Here is a 14,142-nt window from a genome sequence, read left to right on the forward strand (position 1 = left end):
CGGCGCACGAGAGCGCCGAGCCCTGCAGGGGCTGCCGCGGCGACCACCGCACTCCCTCGCCCGGTCCCGCGCTGCCGTCCGGCCAGGACGCCCCGCGCGGCGGCGGCTCGGCGGGCGGGCACCCGTTCGCCCCGTTCGCCGACCTGCTGAACCGGCAGTACCCGGCGGCGCCGTCCGCCGCCGACCCGGGCACCTTCCGCCGCACGGCGCTGCGCGACGTCGCCGCGCCCGGCGGCCCCTCCGTCGTCCCCGACTAGGAACCCCCGTCCGGCCGCGAACGGCCGGCTCACGGCGGCCGCGTGCGACGCACGCCGCGCGCCCTCACCTCGATCTTTACCGGAAACGCAACGGCCGCGCCTGGCCGCTGCCAGTCCTGCGCCCACCCGGATGGTGCCGCGCAGCGATCACCACCGATCACCACCGATTCGCAAAGAACCGACAGGAGCAACACATCATGCGTATCTGGTCCAGGAACACCGGCCGCGCCGCTCTGGTGGCCGCGAGCGCCCTCGCCGTCGGAGCCGCCTTCGCCACCGCGGTCCCGGCCAGCGCCGACGAGTCGTTCGGCGGCGGCCACGGCGGCCGCGGCGGGGTCGACATGACCAGCGCCGGCAACTTCGGCCTGCTGAACGGCACCCAGGTGTTCGCGCCGATCAGCATCCCCGTCAACGTCTGCGGCAACGCCATCGCGGTCGCCGGGCTCTCGCGTGCCCAGTGCAAGGGCGGCGCGTCCGTCAAGAGCAACCACCGGCAGGCCGACTCGGGCTACCGGACGGCCGGCGACTGGGGCGGCGGCGGCTGGGGCGGCCACGAGGGCGGCCGCGGCGGGGTCGACATGACCAGCGCCGGCAACTTCGGGCTGCTGAACGGCACCCAGGTGTTCGCGCCGATCAGCATCCCGGTCGACGTCTGCGGCAACGCCGTCGGCATCCTCGGCGCGGCCCAGGCCGCGTGCAAGGGCGGCGCGTCCGTCAAGCGGCACGGCGACCCCAAGGTGAAGATGACGAGCGCCGGCAACTTCGGCGCCGCGAACGGCACCCAGGCATACATCCCGGTCAAGGCCCCGATCAACGTGTGCGGCAACGCCGTCTCGCTGCTCGGCCTCGCCGAGGCGCAGTGCAAGGGCGGGGCGACCGTCGAGGAGGGCCACGGCCACAAGGAGCTGCCGCCCACCCTGCGGACGCCCAAGAAGAAGAAGCCGTACAAGCCGTCCAAGCACCGTCCGGCCGCCAAGCACAAGAAGCTGCCCTCGACGATGCGCTCGGAAGGCCAGCGCATCGCGAACACCGCGCCGAAGACCGCCCCGAACTACCGCCGCGCGGACGCCCTGCCCGCCGTCAAAGGGTTCGTGGACGGGCTCAGGCGCACGGTGAAGGTGCCCGGCGTGGACGTCAAGCCCGGCCAGATCGGCCCGAAGGTGCCCGCGGGCAAGGACACGCCCGTCACCCTCGGTTCTCCGATCCTGCGCTGAGCACGTGTCGGCCTGGATGACGATCCGCGGCCGATGAACAGCGGAGAAGGGGCGGCAGACGTGCCGCCCCTTCCCATGCCAGCAGAGTCCCGAGCTATGGAGAGGGAGCCATGCTCGACCGAAAGTCCCTGTTCGCGGCGGCTCTCGCCGCGTGCTGCGCGGTGCCCGTCCTCGGCGCCGTGACCGGGGCGCGGGCCACCGGAACGGCGGCCGCCGCTCCGGCGGCGGCCACCGCCGCCCGGCCCCGGACCGGCGCGATGATCGCCCAGATCCGGATCAGGCGGATGGGCCTGAAGATGGGCGTCCGGCAGGGCGTCACCGAGGCCGTGCTGCGGCGCGGCGTCGGGCACTACCCGGGGACGGCGCTCCCCGGGCGGGAGGGCAACGCCGTCCTGCTCGGCCACCGGACGACCTGGCGCGCCCCGTTCTTCCAGCTCGACCGGCTGCGGCGCGGCGACCGGATCGTCCTGCGGGTGGGCCGCAGGTCCTACGTCTACCGCGTGCGGACCAGACGCGTCGTCGACCCGCGGGACCGGCGGGCGCTGGAGCCGGTCCCGTTCAAGCGGGCCAGCGAGCCCCGCGGCAGGTACCTCACGCTCGTCACCTGCACGCCCAAGGGCTCGGACCGGCGCCGCCTCGTCGTCGTCGGCAGGATGGACTCCGGGCGCTGACCCGCGCCCCCGCGGCGGGACGCTGGGACGGCGCGTGCGGCTCGCGCCGCTCAGCGCCCGCCGTAGAGGGCGATCAGCCCGTCGTAGTCGCCCTTGCCGAGCGTGGCGGGCCCGTTGTCGCAGGACGCGAGGGACGGCGTCATCGTGAGCATGCGGTGCTCGGCGCCCTCCACGTGGGAGAGGCCGAAGACGTGGCCCGCCTCGTGCGCCGCGACCGCCTCGGCGGAGTAGCTCCCGGACGGGCACGTCCCGCCGGTCCACCACCGCTTGCCCCGCGCCTGCACGGCCATGTCCGTCTCGACCGTCGTCGGGCCGGAGAACCACGTGCAGGTCGCCGCGAGGACGGGCGCCTCGGCGCTCGGCATGGCCAGCCAGCCGAACGTGTTGACCCGGTCCCGGGTCCCGCAGGCGGCCGAGCTCGTCACGTTCGGGGGCCTGCTGCTCTGGCCCGCGTAGCTCTCGGTCACGTCCGGCGAAGGCGTGAAGCGCCCCGTGCTCGTGCAGTCGGTGCGGGCCTCGGGGACGGCGGCCACGCCTCTGGCGATCGGCTCCCTCGGCAGCCCGGCCGTGCCGGCGTAGTAGTTCCACCGGACGGCGGTGCCCTTCGGCCACTTGCTGGGCTGGGGTCGGTACGCGCCGTCCTGGCACGCCTGCGCCGGCGCCCGGAACTGGCGCGGCCTGCCCTGCGGCACCCGGTCCCCGTGCGTACCGATCGTGATCTCACCCGCCCGGGAGTTCACCCCGATGTGCAGCTCGGCGGCCCCGTCGGTGCGCAGCGCGTACGCGATCAGGGAGGTCCCGTCGGACGGGACGGTCGCCGTGAGGCCGTTCGCGCCGCGCACCGTCCGGCCGCGCAGGTCGCAGTCGGCGATCTTGATCTTCTGCGGCATCGCGCGGGCGGTGAGCGTCCCGCCGGGCTTGCACCAGCTGGGCGGGCGCCGGACCGCGGCGGTCCCGGCGTCCGTGAACGCCGTGCACGCCAGGGCGGCCGCAACCGCCGCCGCCGCCGTGGCCGCCACCGCGGCCGCCCGTGGGGCCGCGAGTGAGGCCGGCTCCGCCGTTGACCGCCGGCCCGCCCGAGAAAAGTCGCGCATATCGGTTCTCCGATGTGTGGGAACGTCCCTCGCAGTCTTCGCGCGGAGCGGGGCCGGGAAAACCGCGCCCGGATAAAATGATCACCATCTTGACAAAGGTGCCATTCGCTAATGAGTTGCTTGTGGGTTTATGTCGGAAAAGGCGTGATGGAGACTGCGGGGTGGTCGCTGTAAATATGTGGTAAATCGTTCCCTATAGTTCTGCAAACGCGTTTATACCGACCGTGTCCGGAAAAGCAGCAGGTAACGCGGCAACTCGGGATCAACTGAACACCGCTACCGAAAGGCGGGCTCCACCTCCCCCCGGCCCCCCGCCGTCCGGAAGCGTTCACGGAAGCGGAGGTGCTCAACGTGCAGACGCAGACACAGGTGCGGGAGCTCATGGGGATGAGCGTGACCGACACCCATGGGACGAAGGTCGGCACGGTCAAGCAGGTCTACCTCAACGACGACTCCGGTTCCCCGGAGTGGGTGACCGTGCACACCGGCTGGTTCGGAATGCGTGAGAGCTTCGTCCCGCTGTCCGGGGCCCGCAAGGCCGAGGACGCCCTGCAGGTCCCCTACGACAAGGAGACCATCAAGGGAGCCCCGAACGTCGACGCCGACGAGCACCTGTCGCACGCGCAGATCGTGGACCTGTACAGGCACTACGGAGTGCGTCCCCCGGGCGGCCGCCGCACGGGCGGGGAGACGGACACGGGCACTTCCGAGAAGACGGCCGAGAGCGCGGGAACGGCGGGAACGACCGGCACCACCGAGCCGGGCGAGGCCGCCGGCACGCGGGGCGCCGCCGAGACCGCGGGCACCACCGGAACGGCCGGAACCACCGAGGCCGCCGGGACGACGGGGACCGCGGGGACCACGGGCGCCGCGGGAATGGCCGTCCACCCCGAGCGCGGCAAGCGCGGCCCGGCGGGCGAGCGGGCCGGCGGGCGGGCCATGCCGCCCCAGTCGGCGCGCGAGGGCGCCGAGGCGCCGATGACCGAGATCACCCGGTCGGAGGAGCAGCTGCGCATCGGCACCGAGCGGCACGAGGCGGGCCGCGTCCGGGTGCGCAAGTGGATCGAGACCGAGACGGTCGAGCAGACGATCCCGGTCTCGCACGAGGAGATCCGGATCGACCGCGAGCCCATCGCCGGCGGCCGTCCGGACCCGGAGGTGACGATCTCCGAGGCGGACCAGGAGATCATCCTCTACGAGGAGCGCCCGGTCATCTCCAAGGAGACCGTGCCGGTCGAGCGCGTCCGGCTCCGCACCGAGCAGGTGCAGGACGAGCAGACCGTCCGCGGCGAGCTCCGCAAGGAGCGCATCGAGGTCACGCGCGACGACGGCGCCCGCGGCCCCCGTCCCGAGGGGCGCGGGGAGGGCGGCGAGCCCTCGGCGTGAACGCCTTCCGCGTGACCTGACACCGACCACCCCGGATGGCGGAGCGTCCCGCCGGTCGATACTCACCCGCCGGCCGGCGGGGCACCCGCTCCGGCGCTTCGCGGCGGCCGGTCCCCGCACCGGCGCCTGCTGGCCAGGTGTGGCCGACGGGGCCGGAGTTGCGGCATGTTCCGGCGGATGCGCGCGTCCCGGAAGCACGGCGGCCGGACGGGTGGGGCCTGTGTGCCCTCCACCTGTCCGGCCTGCTTTGTTCGGTCCATGATTCAACGTGTGAACTTAGTTCCCGTCAAGCCCTCTTCCATGTTTTCCACAAGGCCGCGGCCGGGCCGGTGAAGATCCGTTGACAGCCGCCCGGCGGCGGGGGAGGTTCCAGATGACGTCGCCGGCGCAGGGGTCACGGCCGTCCGGGCGAGCCGTGACCCCGGCGTCCGGCCGTGCGCGGTCCGCCGGGCCGCGCGGCGTCCTTCGGAGCGACCCAGGAGGGACGAGTTGCCACACTCCCGCACACGTGCCGTCGCCACCCGGATCGGGCGATCACTGGTCGCGCTCGCGACCGTCGCCGCCCTTCCGCCGGCCCTCGCGGCGCGGCCCGCCACGGCCGACGCCCCCCGGCAGGCCCCGTACCTGAACCCGCGGCTGCCCGCGGCGGACCGGGTGAAGGACCTGCTCGGCCGCATGACCCTGGAAGAGAAGGTCGGCCAGATGGCGCAGGCCGAGCGCGGCGCGATCGACGGCGACCGCGACCAGATCACGAAGCTGGCCCTCGGGTCGGTGCTGTCCGGCGGCGGATCGACGCCCGCCGGCAACACCCCCGCGGGCTGGGCGGACATGGTCGACGCCTACCAGTCCAAGGCCCTGGCGACCCGCCTGAGGATCCCGCTCCTGTACGGGGTCGACTCGGTGCACGGCCACAACAACCTCGTCGGCGCCACCGTCTTCCCGCACAACATCGCGATGGGCGCGACCCGCGACCCCGGCCTCGTCCGCCGGGAGGAGCAGATCACGGCCGTCGAGACGAAGGCGACCGGCCCGCAGTGGGTGTTCGCGCCCTGCGTCTGCGTCACCCGCGACCTGCGGTGGGGGCGCGCCTACGAGAGCTTCGGCGAGGACCCGCGCCTCGTGATCCAGATGGAGACCGGCCTGGAGGGCTTCGAGGGACGGCGCAAGAGCGACCTCGCCACGAACCGCCACGTCCTGGCGACGGCCAAGCACTTCGCCGGCGACGGCGACACGGTGTTCGGCTCCTCCACCAGCGGCACGTACACCATCGACCAGGGCGTCACCGTCACCGACCGGAAGCACTTCGAGGCGGTCGACCTCGCGCCCTACGTCGTGGCGGTCAGGAAGTACGGCGTCGGCAGCATCATGCCCTCGTTCTCCAGCGTGGACTGGAAGGAGGACGGCGTCGGCGACCCGGTCAAGATGAGCGCGCACAAGGAGCTGCTGACCGACGTCCTGAAGAAGAAGATCGGGTTCGACGGCTTCCTCATCAGCGACTGGGAGGCCATCCACCAGATCCCGGGCGACTACGCCACGCAGGTCCGCACGTCGGTGAACGCCGGCATGGACATGTTCATGGAGCCCTACAGCACGCCGCAGTTCGTCCAGACGCTGCTGTCGGAGGTGCGGGCGGGCCGCGTGCCGGCGTCGCGGATCGACGACGCGGTGAGCCGCATCCTGAAGGCGAAGTTCGAGCTCGGCCTGTTCGAGCACCCGTACACCGACCGCTCCAACGCCGGGACGATCGGGTCGCCCGAGCACCGCGCGGTCGCCCGTGAGGCCGTCGCCAAGTCGCAGGTCCTGCTGAAGAACTCCGGGAACGCGCTGCCGCTGCGCAAGGACCGGCGCGTCTACGTGGCCGGGGCCAACGCCGACGACATCGGCAACCAGGCCGGCGGCTGGACGGTCACCTGGCAGGGCTCGTCCGGCCCCATCATCCCGGGCACGACGATCCTGGACGGCATCAGGCAGAACTCGTCCCATGTCACCTACAGCCGGGACGCGTCGGCGCCGACCGCCGGCAGCGACGTCGGGATCGTGGTGGTCGGCGAGAAGCCGTACGCGGAGGGCGTCGGCGACGTCGGCAACGGCCACACGCTGAACCTGTCCGACGCCGACCGGGCCGCGGTCGACAAGGTCTGCTCCGCGATCAGAACCTGCGTCGTCCTGGACGTCGCGGGGCGCCCGCAGATCGTCACCGACCAGCTGGCGAAGACGGACGCGTTCGTCATGTCCTGGCTGCCCGGCAGCGAGGGCGCGGGCGTCGCGGACGTCCTGTTCGGCAGGCGCCCGTTCACCGGCAGGCTCCCGGTGACCTGGCCGCGCAGCGAGGCCCAGGAGCCGATCAACGTCGGCGACCGCGACTACCGGCCCCTGTTCCCCTACGGATACGGCCTGAGGACCCGCGTCCGACCCTGACCGGCGTCCGGCGGCGGGACCGGTCGCCTTCGGGCGGCCGGCCCTGCCTTCATGGCCCCGCAGGTCATCGGCCCGCCCGCCCAAAGCCCGGTTTATCCCGCTTCCGATGGGTGAGGCTGCCTCCAGCGCCCGACGGGCGGTGCACGCTGCTGGATCGGCACAAGGGGAGACCGGGTGGAACGGGAGCCGCGGACGGCGTTCGTCCTCGGGGGCGGGGGCGTGCTCGGCGCGCACGAGGTCGGCATGCTCCGGGCGCTGCGGGAGACCGGCGTCCGCCCCGACCTCGTCGTCGGAACCTCGATCGGCGCGCTCAACGGCGTGTTCGTCGCGGCCGGGCCGGACGCGGCGGTCGAGCGGCTCACCAGCCTGTGGTCGGACGAGTCCGTCCGCGACGTGTTCGGCTCGCCCGTCCTCGCCCGGCTGTGGAGGCTCGCCCGGTCCGGCACGCACCTGCACTCCAACGAGCCGCTGCGCCGCATGCTGGACGAGTTGCTCCCCGTCCCGTCGTTCGAGGACCTGGAGATCCCGTTCCAGTGCGTCGCCGCCGGGATCGAGACCGCGATGGCGCACTGGTTCACCGAGGGCCCGCTGATCCCGGCCGTGCTCGCGTCGTCGGCCGCGCCGGGGCTGCTGCCGCCCGTCCGGGTGGGGGAGCGGCACTACTACGACGGCGGCCTCGTCCACAGCATCCCGGTCAGCCGGGCCGTGATGCTCGGCGCCACCGACATCTACGTCCTGCACGTCGGCCGGATCGAGCGGGACCTCGCGCCCCCGCGCCGGCCCTGGGAGGTCGGCCTCGTCGCGTTCGAGATCGCGCGCCGGCACCGGTTCTTCGAGGAGATGGCGAACCTCCCGGAGGGCCTGACGGTCCACGTCCTGCCCGCCGGGGCCAGGTCGCAGAAGGCGGGGGTCGACCTCACCCAGGTCCGCTACAGGAACGCGTCAGGAATCCAGGCTCACATCGAACGCGCCTATCAGGCATCTTTGAATTACCTGAAAGAGCGAGCGTGAGATGCTGCCACCCCGATTCGTGCGCCGCCTGGTGTGCACGCCCCTGCTGTTCGTCCTGACCCTTCTGGTCGTGGTGCTGTTCCCGGTCGCCTTCGTGGTGACGTCCCTGGCCGGGCGCGAGCGCAAGCGGGCCCAGCGCCTGCTCTGGTTCAGCCTCACGTGGGGGACGCGGGAGACGGCGGCCGTCCTGGAGTGCGGGTGGCTGTGGCTCCGGCGCCGCACCCACGACGACCGGCACTACGACATCATCCGCCGCTATGTCGGCGCCCTCTACGCGTCCGCGCAGCGGCGGCTCGGCCTGCGCGTCGAGGTGGACGGCACCTGGGACGGCACTGGTGACGGCCCTGGGGACGGCTCGGCCGCCGACCGGCCCCTGATCGTGCTCAGCCGGCACGCCGGGCCGGGCGACGCGCTCCTGATCGTCCACCACCTGCTGTCCGAGTACCGGCGCCGCCCCCGGGTGGTCATGAAGGCGCTGCTCCAGCTCGACCCCTGCATCGACATCGCCGCCAACCGGATCCCGAACGTGTTCGTCACCCCGGGCGGCGCCGCGGACGCCGTCGGCGAGCTCGCCGAGGGACTCGGCCCCGGCGAGGCGCTGCTGATCTTCCCCGAGGGCGGCAACTTCTCCCCGGAGCGCCGCCGCCGCGCGATCCGCCGGCTGGCCCGGATGCGCCGCGCGGACGAGGCGGCCCGCGCCGCCGCGATGCGCAACGTGATGCCGCCGCGGCCCGGCGGAGTGCTGGCCGCGCTCGACTCCGCCCCGTCCGCCGACGTGGTGTTCGTCGCGCACTGCGGGCTCGACCACATGGCCACGGCCGGGGACGTCTGGCGGCGCGTGCCGCTGACCGGACCCGTCCGGGCCCGCTGGTGGCGCGTGCCCGCCGAGGACGTTCCCGGCGACCGCGACGCCCGCGTCAGCTGGCTCTACGAGAACTGGGAGCGCGCGGACGCGTGGATCAGCGCGCAGCGGGCGCCCGCGCCGAAGTGACATCATGGACGCATGGGCGATGAGGGGTCCGTGCGGGTCGATCTGTGGATCTGGTCCGTGCGGCTGCTGAAGACCCGCTCGATGGCGTCGACCGCGTGCCGGGCGGGCCACGTCCGGGTGAACGACGAGCGCGCCAAACCGTCCACCTCGGTCAAGCCGGGCGACGTCGTCAGGCTCCGCCACGACGGGCGGGAGCGCGTCGTCGTCGTGCAGAAGACCATCCGCAAGCGGGTGTCCGCGCCCGTCGCGCAGGAGTGCCTGATCGACAGGAGCCCGCCCCCGCCGCCGCGCGAGGCGCTCATCCCCATCGGCCGCCGGGAGCGCGGCGCGGGCCGTCCCACCAAGCGCGACCGCCGCGAGCTCGAACGCGTCCTCGACCGCTACCGCATCCTGAACGAGCCCCCGAAGGACGACTAGGAGCCGGTGGCGTAGCGGCGTTCGGACTCCAGCGCCGACGCCACGTCCCGCGGGTAGGCGCGCCGCGCCCTGAGCAGCAGCAGACCGTTGCCCAGCAGCGGTATCAGCGCCAGCAGGAACACCCGGTCCAGGCCGACGCCCGCCGCCCGGCCCGCCCCGAGGACCCCCGACAGCCAGCCGAACAGCACCGGCGCGGCCGCCTCCCCGGACATGCGCACGATCGTCCGGATGGCCTCCGCGCGCCCCCACAGCCGGAAGTGGACGACGTCCAGCCGCACCGCGTCCAGCGGCGGGTTCGCCGCGGCCAGCGCGGCGGAGGCGAGCGTGAACAGCGGCAGCGCGACCAGCGCCCGGTCGGTGAGCAGCGCGGGCAGGAACAGCAGCGCCGACGCGGCGAACGCCACGCCCGGCACACCGACCCGCGAGGTCACCCGCCCCCCGCGAAGGAGCCGGTCGGCCAGCCGCCCCCCGACCAGCACCCCGGCCAGCGCCGCCGCCCCGGCGACCGGCAGGAACGCCGACAGCCCGCCCTGCCCGACCGCGTACCGCTCCATCACGAAGACCAGCGCGAACGTGCGCATCCCGGCGAAGAAGAAGTAGCCGACCGCGGACGCCAGGATGATGATCACGTTCGTGCGGATGGCGAGCACGTACCGGGCCGCCTGCGCCAGCGTCATCCGCTCGGGGTCCTGCGCCAGGACGTTGCGCGGGTCCGGGCGCACGCCCGCCCGGTCCACCTGCCGCTGCGCGAGCTCCTCCCCGCCCCGCCCGCCGGAGGTCCCCTGCGCGCCGCGCGCCGGCTCGGGCAGCATCCTCCACAGCAGCACGGCCAGCACGAACCCCAGGCCCGCGACGAACCAGAACGAGACCCGCCAGCTCGCGAACGCGGCGATGTTGCCGCCCGCCAGCAGCCCGAACCCGACCCCGACCAGCTCTCCGGCGAGGATCCGCCCGTACGTCGCGGCCCGCTCCTCGGGCGGGAACAGGTCCCCGATCAGGGACGCCACCGTGGGTCCCGCCGTCGCCGTCACCGCGCCCAGCGCCACCCGCGACGCCAGCAGCCACTCGTACGACTCCGCCAGCCCCCCGAGGACCATCGCGGCGCTCCACAGCACCACGCTGCCCGCCAGCAGCGGCACCCGCCGCACCCGGTCGGTGAGCTGCCCCACCGGCACCGTCGCTATCGCGCCGACCGCCGCCGGCGCGGCCGTCAGCACCCCGACCTGCGTGTTGCCGATGTGCAGGGAGCTGCGCAGCTGGTGGACGATCGCCCCGATGACCCCGGTGTCCGCCGCGTTCAGCGCGAGGACGCAGGCCATCAGCACCACGACGCGCGCCCGGCGCCTCCCGCCCAGCCGGTCCGCCAGCGCGGTGCTCATCCGCCTCCACGGCCGCGGGGCCGACGCCGGTGCCATTGCGCTCTAGTGCCCTCGCGCGGCCGGGGTATGTCCCGGCCGCGACCGTGATGACCTGGGGTTCCGCTGTCCGCCCTGCCCCGGCGTCAGTCTCCGCGCGCCCCGGCGGGCGGGGCGATGAGCGCGTACATCAGCAAAATGCACAGCGCGATCGTCAGCACCGACCAGATCGGGAACGCGGCCAGGAACGCCAGGTGCCCGAGGGCGGCGAGGAAGGCGAACACGACCCCGACCACCCGCGCCCACATCTTCCCGGTCAGGATCCCGACGCCGACGACGACCTGCAGGGCGCCGAGGACGAGCCAGTACCAGCCCCACGCGGTGAAGTTGAAGACCAGGATCTGGTTGGAGTTCACGACGTAGTAGCTGTCCTTGAACAAGGCCACCACCCCGTCGATGACGTTGAACGCGCCCACCACCATGGAGAGCACTCCCGCGAAGGTGAGCCATCCGGAGAGCTGGTAGCTCTGGCCCGTCGATACCGATCGGCCCCCGTGGGTCATCCTCGTCGTCATGAGACCTCCCGATCGAGCTGCATGTTCATGTCGAGAAGTCCCCTTTATTGCATATTAGGCAAACCATGCCGCCCAGTTATTTGACGTCCCTTTGAGGCAAATGTGGCGGCGGTGTGCCCCCACCGTCCGCTCCGCCCGCCGGGCTTCGCGGTCCGGCCTCCCCATGTTGTGCAAGAAGTCTTGCGCAATAGTTCTTGTGCATGTGACGATGGTCGCATGACCGAGCCGAACGACGTGCCCAAGGTGACCGACTCGCGAGTGCTGGCCGCGATGTCGCACCCGCTCCGGCGGCGCCTCCTGGACGTCCTCAAGGTCCACGGCCCGTCCACCGCCAGCACTCTCGCCGACCGGACCGATCAGGCCGTGGCCAACATCAGCCACCACCTGAAGGTGCTCGCCGCCGCCGGCCTGACCGTCGAGGCGCCGGAACTCGCCAGGGACCGCCGCGAACGCTGGTGGCGGCTCGCCGCACCGGAACTCCGCTGGGTCACCGGCGACTTCGACGACGACCCCGCCCGCCAGGCCGTGGCCGGCGCGGCCGTCTCGCTCGCCCTCGACCGGCAGATCGGCCTGGTCCGCGCCTGGCACGCCGTCCGGGAGCAGCGGGGGGCATGGAACGGCGCGGCCTTCTCCGCCGACACGTGGCTGCACCTCACGCCCGCCGAACTGGGCGAGCTGGAACAGGAACTCCTCGCCCTGCTCGCCCGGTGGGAGCGGCGGGACGTCCCGGACGACGGGCAGGCCCGCGAGCCGGTCTTCCTGTTCGCCCACGGCGTCCCGGCCGAACCGTGACCACCGCCCCGCCCGCCTCCGCCCCCGCGCGCGGCGGCCTCGGCGGGCACCGCGACTTCCGCCTGCTCTGGATCGGCCAGGCCACCGGCAGGCTGGGAAGCAGCGTCACCGGCGTGGCCCTTCCGCTGGCCGCGGTCGCCGTCCTCGACGCGAGCACCTTCCAGGTGGCGCTGCTCTCGGCCGCGGCCTGGGCGCCCTGGCTGCTCCTGGGCCTCCCGGCGGGCGCCTGGGTCGACCGCCTGCCGCGCCGCCCGGTGATGCTCGCCTGCGACCTCTCGGCCCTGCTGCTCTTCCTCAGCGTCCCGGCCGCCGCCTGGCTCGACCGGCTGACCGTCGCCCACCTGGCGGCCGTCGCGCTGGGCGCCGGCTGCGCGGGCGTGTTCTTCCAGACGGCCTACCAGGTCTACCTGCCGTCCCTGCTGGACCGCGGCGACCTGGCCGCGGGCAACGCCAGGGTGCAGGCGACCGAGGCCGCCGCCCAGGTCGGCGGCCCTGGGCTGGCGGGGCTGGTCATCCACCTCGCGGGAGCGGTGAACGCCGTCCTTCTCGACGCGGCGAGTTACCTCGTCTCGGCCGCCTGCCTGCTGGCGATCCGGACCCGCGAGGCCCGCCCCGCCCGCGACCGGCGCGGGACGCTGCGGCAGGAGATCGCCGAGGGTCTTCGCTTCGTGGCCCGCGACCCCTACCTGCGGGTGCTGACCCTGTTCTCCGCCGCCAGCAACATCTGCCTGTTCGGGTACCAGTCGATCCTGGTGGTGTTCCTCGTCCGCGAGGTCGGCGTCAGCCCGGCCACGGTCGGCGTCCTCGCCGCCGCGACCAGCCTGGGCGCCGTCCTCGGCGCGGCCGCGGCCTCCGTCCCGTCCCGCCGCTTCGGCTCGGCCCGCACCCTGCTCGCCGCCGAGATGGGCGCCGCGCCGTTCGGCCTGCTGGTCCCGCTCGCCGCACCGGGCGCGGGGCTGCTCCCGGCCTTCGCGGGAGGGTTCGTCATCGCCGCGGGCGTCGCCGCGGGCAACGTCCTCAAAGGGACCTTCCGGCAGGCCTACAGCCCCCGCCCGCTGCTCGGCCGGATCACCGTGAGCATGCAGCTGGTCAGCTACGGCACCATTCCGCTCGGCGCCCTGCTGGGCGGCGCACTGGGTACGGCCCTGGGCGTCCGTCCCGCCATGTGGATCACTACGGGCGCGCTGGCGCTCTCAGGGCTGACGCTCCTGGCAGGCCCCCTCCGCCACGACCGAGACCTCCCGTCGAGTCCCGGCTGAGCGCGGGTTCAGCCCGGCGATCCAGGCTTGCGCGCCAGCACGAGCCGTCCCCGCGGACTGCCGTCCTCACGCGTCCCCAAGGCCGCCAACGGGACGGTCGTCACCCCGAACCCGGCCGCTGCCAGATCGCTCCGGAGCGCGTTCAGCGGACAGGTCCGGTAGTACATGACGAACGGGGGACGCCACACCGCGTTCCGGACCCGCATGACCAGATCGAACCCGAGCAGCGCCCAGTACAGGCGGGACATGATGGGCGGCGGCGCCCCCACGGGGAAGGCGAAGAGCCCGCCGGGCCGCAGCGCCCGGTACACCCCGCCGAAGAGCGCGGGCCGCTCCGCGGGCAGCAGGTGCCCGAGCGCCCCGAAGGTGACCGCCAGGTCGAAGGCTCCGTCGAAGGGCAGGGCCCGGACATCGGCCCGCACCCATCCGGCCTCCGGATGAGCCCGCCGCGCCTGTTCGAGCATGCCCGCGCTGAAGTCGACGCCCGCACTGCGCGCATCGCACACCCGTCCGAGCACCTGCATGCCCGCGCCCGTGCCGCAGCACACGTCCAGGCCCTCACCGAACGGCCCGTACGGCAGCAGCGCCTCGGCGGTCGCGTCGAGGACTCTGTCGGGCGTCCGGAAGGGCGTCTCGTCGAACTTCGGAGCCAGCAGGTCGTACCCGCGCTCGACCGACGACAGCGCCTGAACCGCCAACTCC

14 protein-coding genes are annotated in these 14,142 nt (G+C 73.5%); 10 read left to right on the plus strand and 4 right to left on the minus strand.

Going from position 1 to position 14,142, the window contains the following annotated elements:
- The 3 genes from ABWI04_RS30025 to ABWI04_RS30035 all read left to right on the plus strand — a co-directional run.
- Positions 1–257 (plus strand): hypothetical protein (locus ABWI04_RS30025; RefSeq protein ID WP_353834542.1); only part of this gene is annotated, 257 nt, incomplete at its 5' end.
- Positions 258–454: 197 nt separating this feature from the next.
- Positions 455–1,471 (plus strand): chaplin family protein, encoded by a 1,017-nt coding sequence (locus tag ABWI04_RS30030; protein WP_345177994.1) that lies wholly within the window; start codon positions 455–457, stop codon positions 1,469–1,471.
- Positions 1,472–1,581: 110 nt separating this feature from the next.
- The gene (locus tag ABWI04_RS30035) at positions 1,582–2,142 is read left to right on the plus strand and encodes a class E sortase (RefSeq protein ID WP_353834544.1); all 561 of its coding nucleotides are present in this window, start codon (positions 1,582–1,584) and stop codon (positions 2,140–2,142) included.
- Between the two features lie 50 nt (positions 2,143–2,192).
- On the opposite strand, the gene ABWI04_RS30040 is transcribed toward ABWI04_RS30035, so the two are convergent.
- The gene (locus ABWI04_RS30040) at positions 2,193–3,161 is read right to left on the minus strand and encodes a matrixin family metalloprotease (protein WP_353834545.1); all 969 of its coding nucleotides are present in this window, start codon (positions 3,159–3,161) and stop codon (positions 2,193–2,195) included.
- A gap of 426 nt (positions 3,162–3,587) precedes the next feature.
- On the opposite strand from ABWI04_RS30040, the gene ABWI04_RS30045 reads away from it, so the two are divergent.
- The 5 genes from ABWI04_RS30045 (at position 3,588) to ABWI04_RS30065 (ending at position 9,459) form a co-directional block, all read left to right on the plus strand.
- Positions 3,588–4,622 (plus strand): PRC and DUF2382 domain-containing protein, encoded by a 1,035-nt coding sequence (locus ABWI04_RS30045; protein ID WP_353834547.1) that lies wholly within the window; start codon positions 3,588–3,590, stop codon positions 4,620–4,622.
- A 489-nt stretch (positions 4,623–5,111) separates the two neighbouring features.
- Positions 5,112–7,040: a glycoside hydrolase family 3 protein gene (locus ABWI04_RS30050; protein WP_353834548.1), complete on the plus strand. Its 1,929-nt coding sequence runs from the start codon at positions 5,112–5,114 to the stop codon at positions 7,038–7,040.
- Between the two features lie 174 nt (positions 7,041–7,214).
- Positions 7,215–8,051: a patatin-like phospholipase family protein gene (locus tag ABWI04_RS30055; protein ID WP_353834549.1), complete on the plus strand. Its 837-nt coding sequence runs from the start codon at positions 7,215–7,217 to the stop codon at positions 8,049–8,051.
- Position 8,052: 1 nt separating this feature from the next.
- Complete coding sequence (locus ABWI04_RS30060) at positions 8,053–9,042, plus strand: 1-acyl-sn-glycerol-3-phosphate acyltransferase (RefSeq protein WP_353834550.1); 990 nt, start codon at positions 8,053–8,055, stop codon at positions 9,040–9,042.
- A 12-nt stretch (positions 9,043–9,054) separates the two neighbouring features.
- Positions 9,055–9,459 (plus strand): RNA-binding S4 domain-containing protein, encoded by a 405-nt coding sequence (locus ABWI04_RS30065; RefSeq protein WP_345178010.1) that lies wholly within the window; start codon positions 9,055–9,057, stop codon positions 9,457–9,459.
- Here ABWI04_RS30065 and ABWI04_RS30070 read toward each other — a convergent pair.
- The gene (locus ABWI04_RS30070; protein WP_345178012.1) at positions 9,456–10,838 is read right to left on the minus strand and encodes an MFS transporter; all 1,383 of its coding nucleotides are present in this window, start codon (positions 10,836–10,838) and stop codon (positions 9,456–9,458) included. The genes ABWI04_RS30065 and ABWI04_RS30070 overlap by 4 nt on opposite strands.
- A 122-nt stretch (positions 10,839–10,960) precedes the next feature.
- Positions 10,961–11,389 (minus strand): DUF7144 family membrane protein, encoded by a 429-nt coding sequence (locus ABWI04_RS30075; protein ID WP_345178014.1) that lies wholly within the window; start codon positions 11,387–11,389, stop codon positions 10,961–10,963.
- Between the two features lie 216 nt (positions 11,390–11,605).
- Between ABWI04_RS30075 and ABWI04_RS30080 the strand changes: the two genes are divergently transcribed.
- Positions 11,606–12,181 (plus strand): ArsR/SmtB family transcription factor, encoded by a 576-nt coding sequence (locus tag ABWI04_RS30080; RefSeq protein ID WP_353834551.1) that lies wholly within the window; start codon positions 11,606–11,608, stop codon positions 12,179–12,181.
- Positions 12,178–13,440 (plus strand): MFS transporter, encoded by a 1,263-nt coding sequence (locus ABWI04_RS30085; RefSeq protein WP_353834552.1) that lies wholly within the window; start codon positions 12,178–12,180, stop codon positions 13,438–13,440. The genes ABWI04_RS30080 and ABWI04_RS30085 overlap by 4 nt, the downstream gene beginning before the upstream one ends.
- A gap of 8 nt (positions 13,441–13,448) precedes the next feature.
- On the opposite strand, the gene ABWI04_RS30090 is transcribed toward ABWI04_RS30085, so the two are convergent.
- A complete protein-coding gene (locus ABWI04_RS30090) occupies positions 13,449–14,138 on the minus strand; it encodes a class I SAM-dependent methyltransferase (RefSeq protein ID WP_353834553.1) in 690 nt (229 codons plus the stop codon).
- Between the last annotated feature and the right edge of the window lie 4 nt (positions 14,139–14,142).

This window comes from Actinomadura sp. NPDC000929 (assembly GCF_040492065.1).
In the GTDB taxonomy this organism is placed as follows: domain Bacteria; phylum Actinomycetota; class Actinomycetes; order Streptosporangiales; family Streptosporangiaceae; genus Spirillospora; species Spirillospora verrucosospora.

What these genes read in the sequence shown, in the direction of transcription:
- ABWI04_RS30030 (WP_345177994.1), top strand. Translation starts at nt 455, where the DNA reads ATGCGTATCTGGTCCAGGAACACCGGCCGCGCCGCTCTGGTGGCCGCG.
- ABWI04_RS30035 (WP_353834544.1), top strand. Translation starts at nt 1,582, where the DNA reads ATGCTCGACCGAAAGTCCCTGTTCGCGGCGGCTCTCGCCGCGTGCTGC.
- ABWI04_RS30060 (WP_353834550.1), top strand. Translation starts at nt 8,053, where the DNA reads ATGCTGCCACCCCGATTCGTGCGCCGCCTGGTGTGCACGCCCCTGCTG.
- ABWI04_RS30065 (WP_345178010.1), top strand. Translation starts at nt 9,055, where the DNA reads ATGGGCGATGAGGGGTCCGTGCGGGTCGATCTGTGGATCTGGTCCGTG.
- ABWI04_RS30070 (WP_345178012.1), bottom strand. Translation starts at nt 10,838, where the DNA reads ATGAGCACCGCGCTGGCGGACCGGCTGGGCGGGAGGCGCCGGGCGCGC.
- ABWI04_RS30075 (WP_345178014.1), bottom strand. Translation starts at nt 11,389, where the DNA reads ATGACGACGAGGATGACCCACGGGGGCCGATCGGTATCGACGGGCCAG.
- ABWI04_RS30080 (WP_353834551.1), top strand. Translation starts at nt 11,606, where the DNA reads ATGACCGAGCCGAACGACGTGCCCAAGGTGACCGACTCGCGAGTGCTG.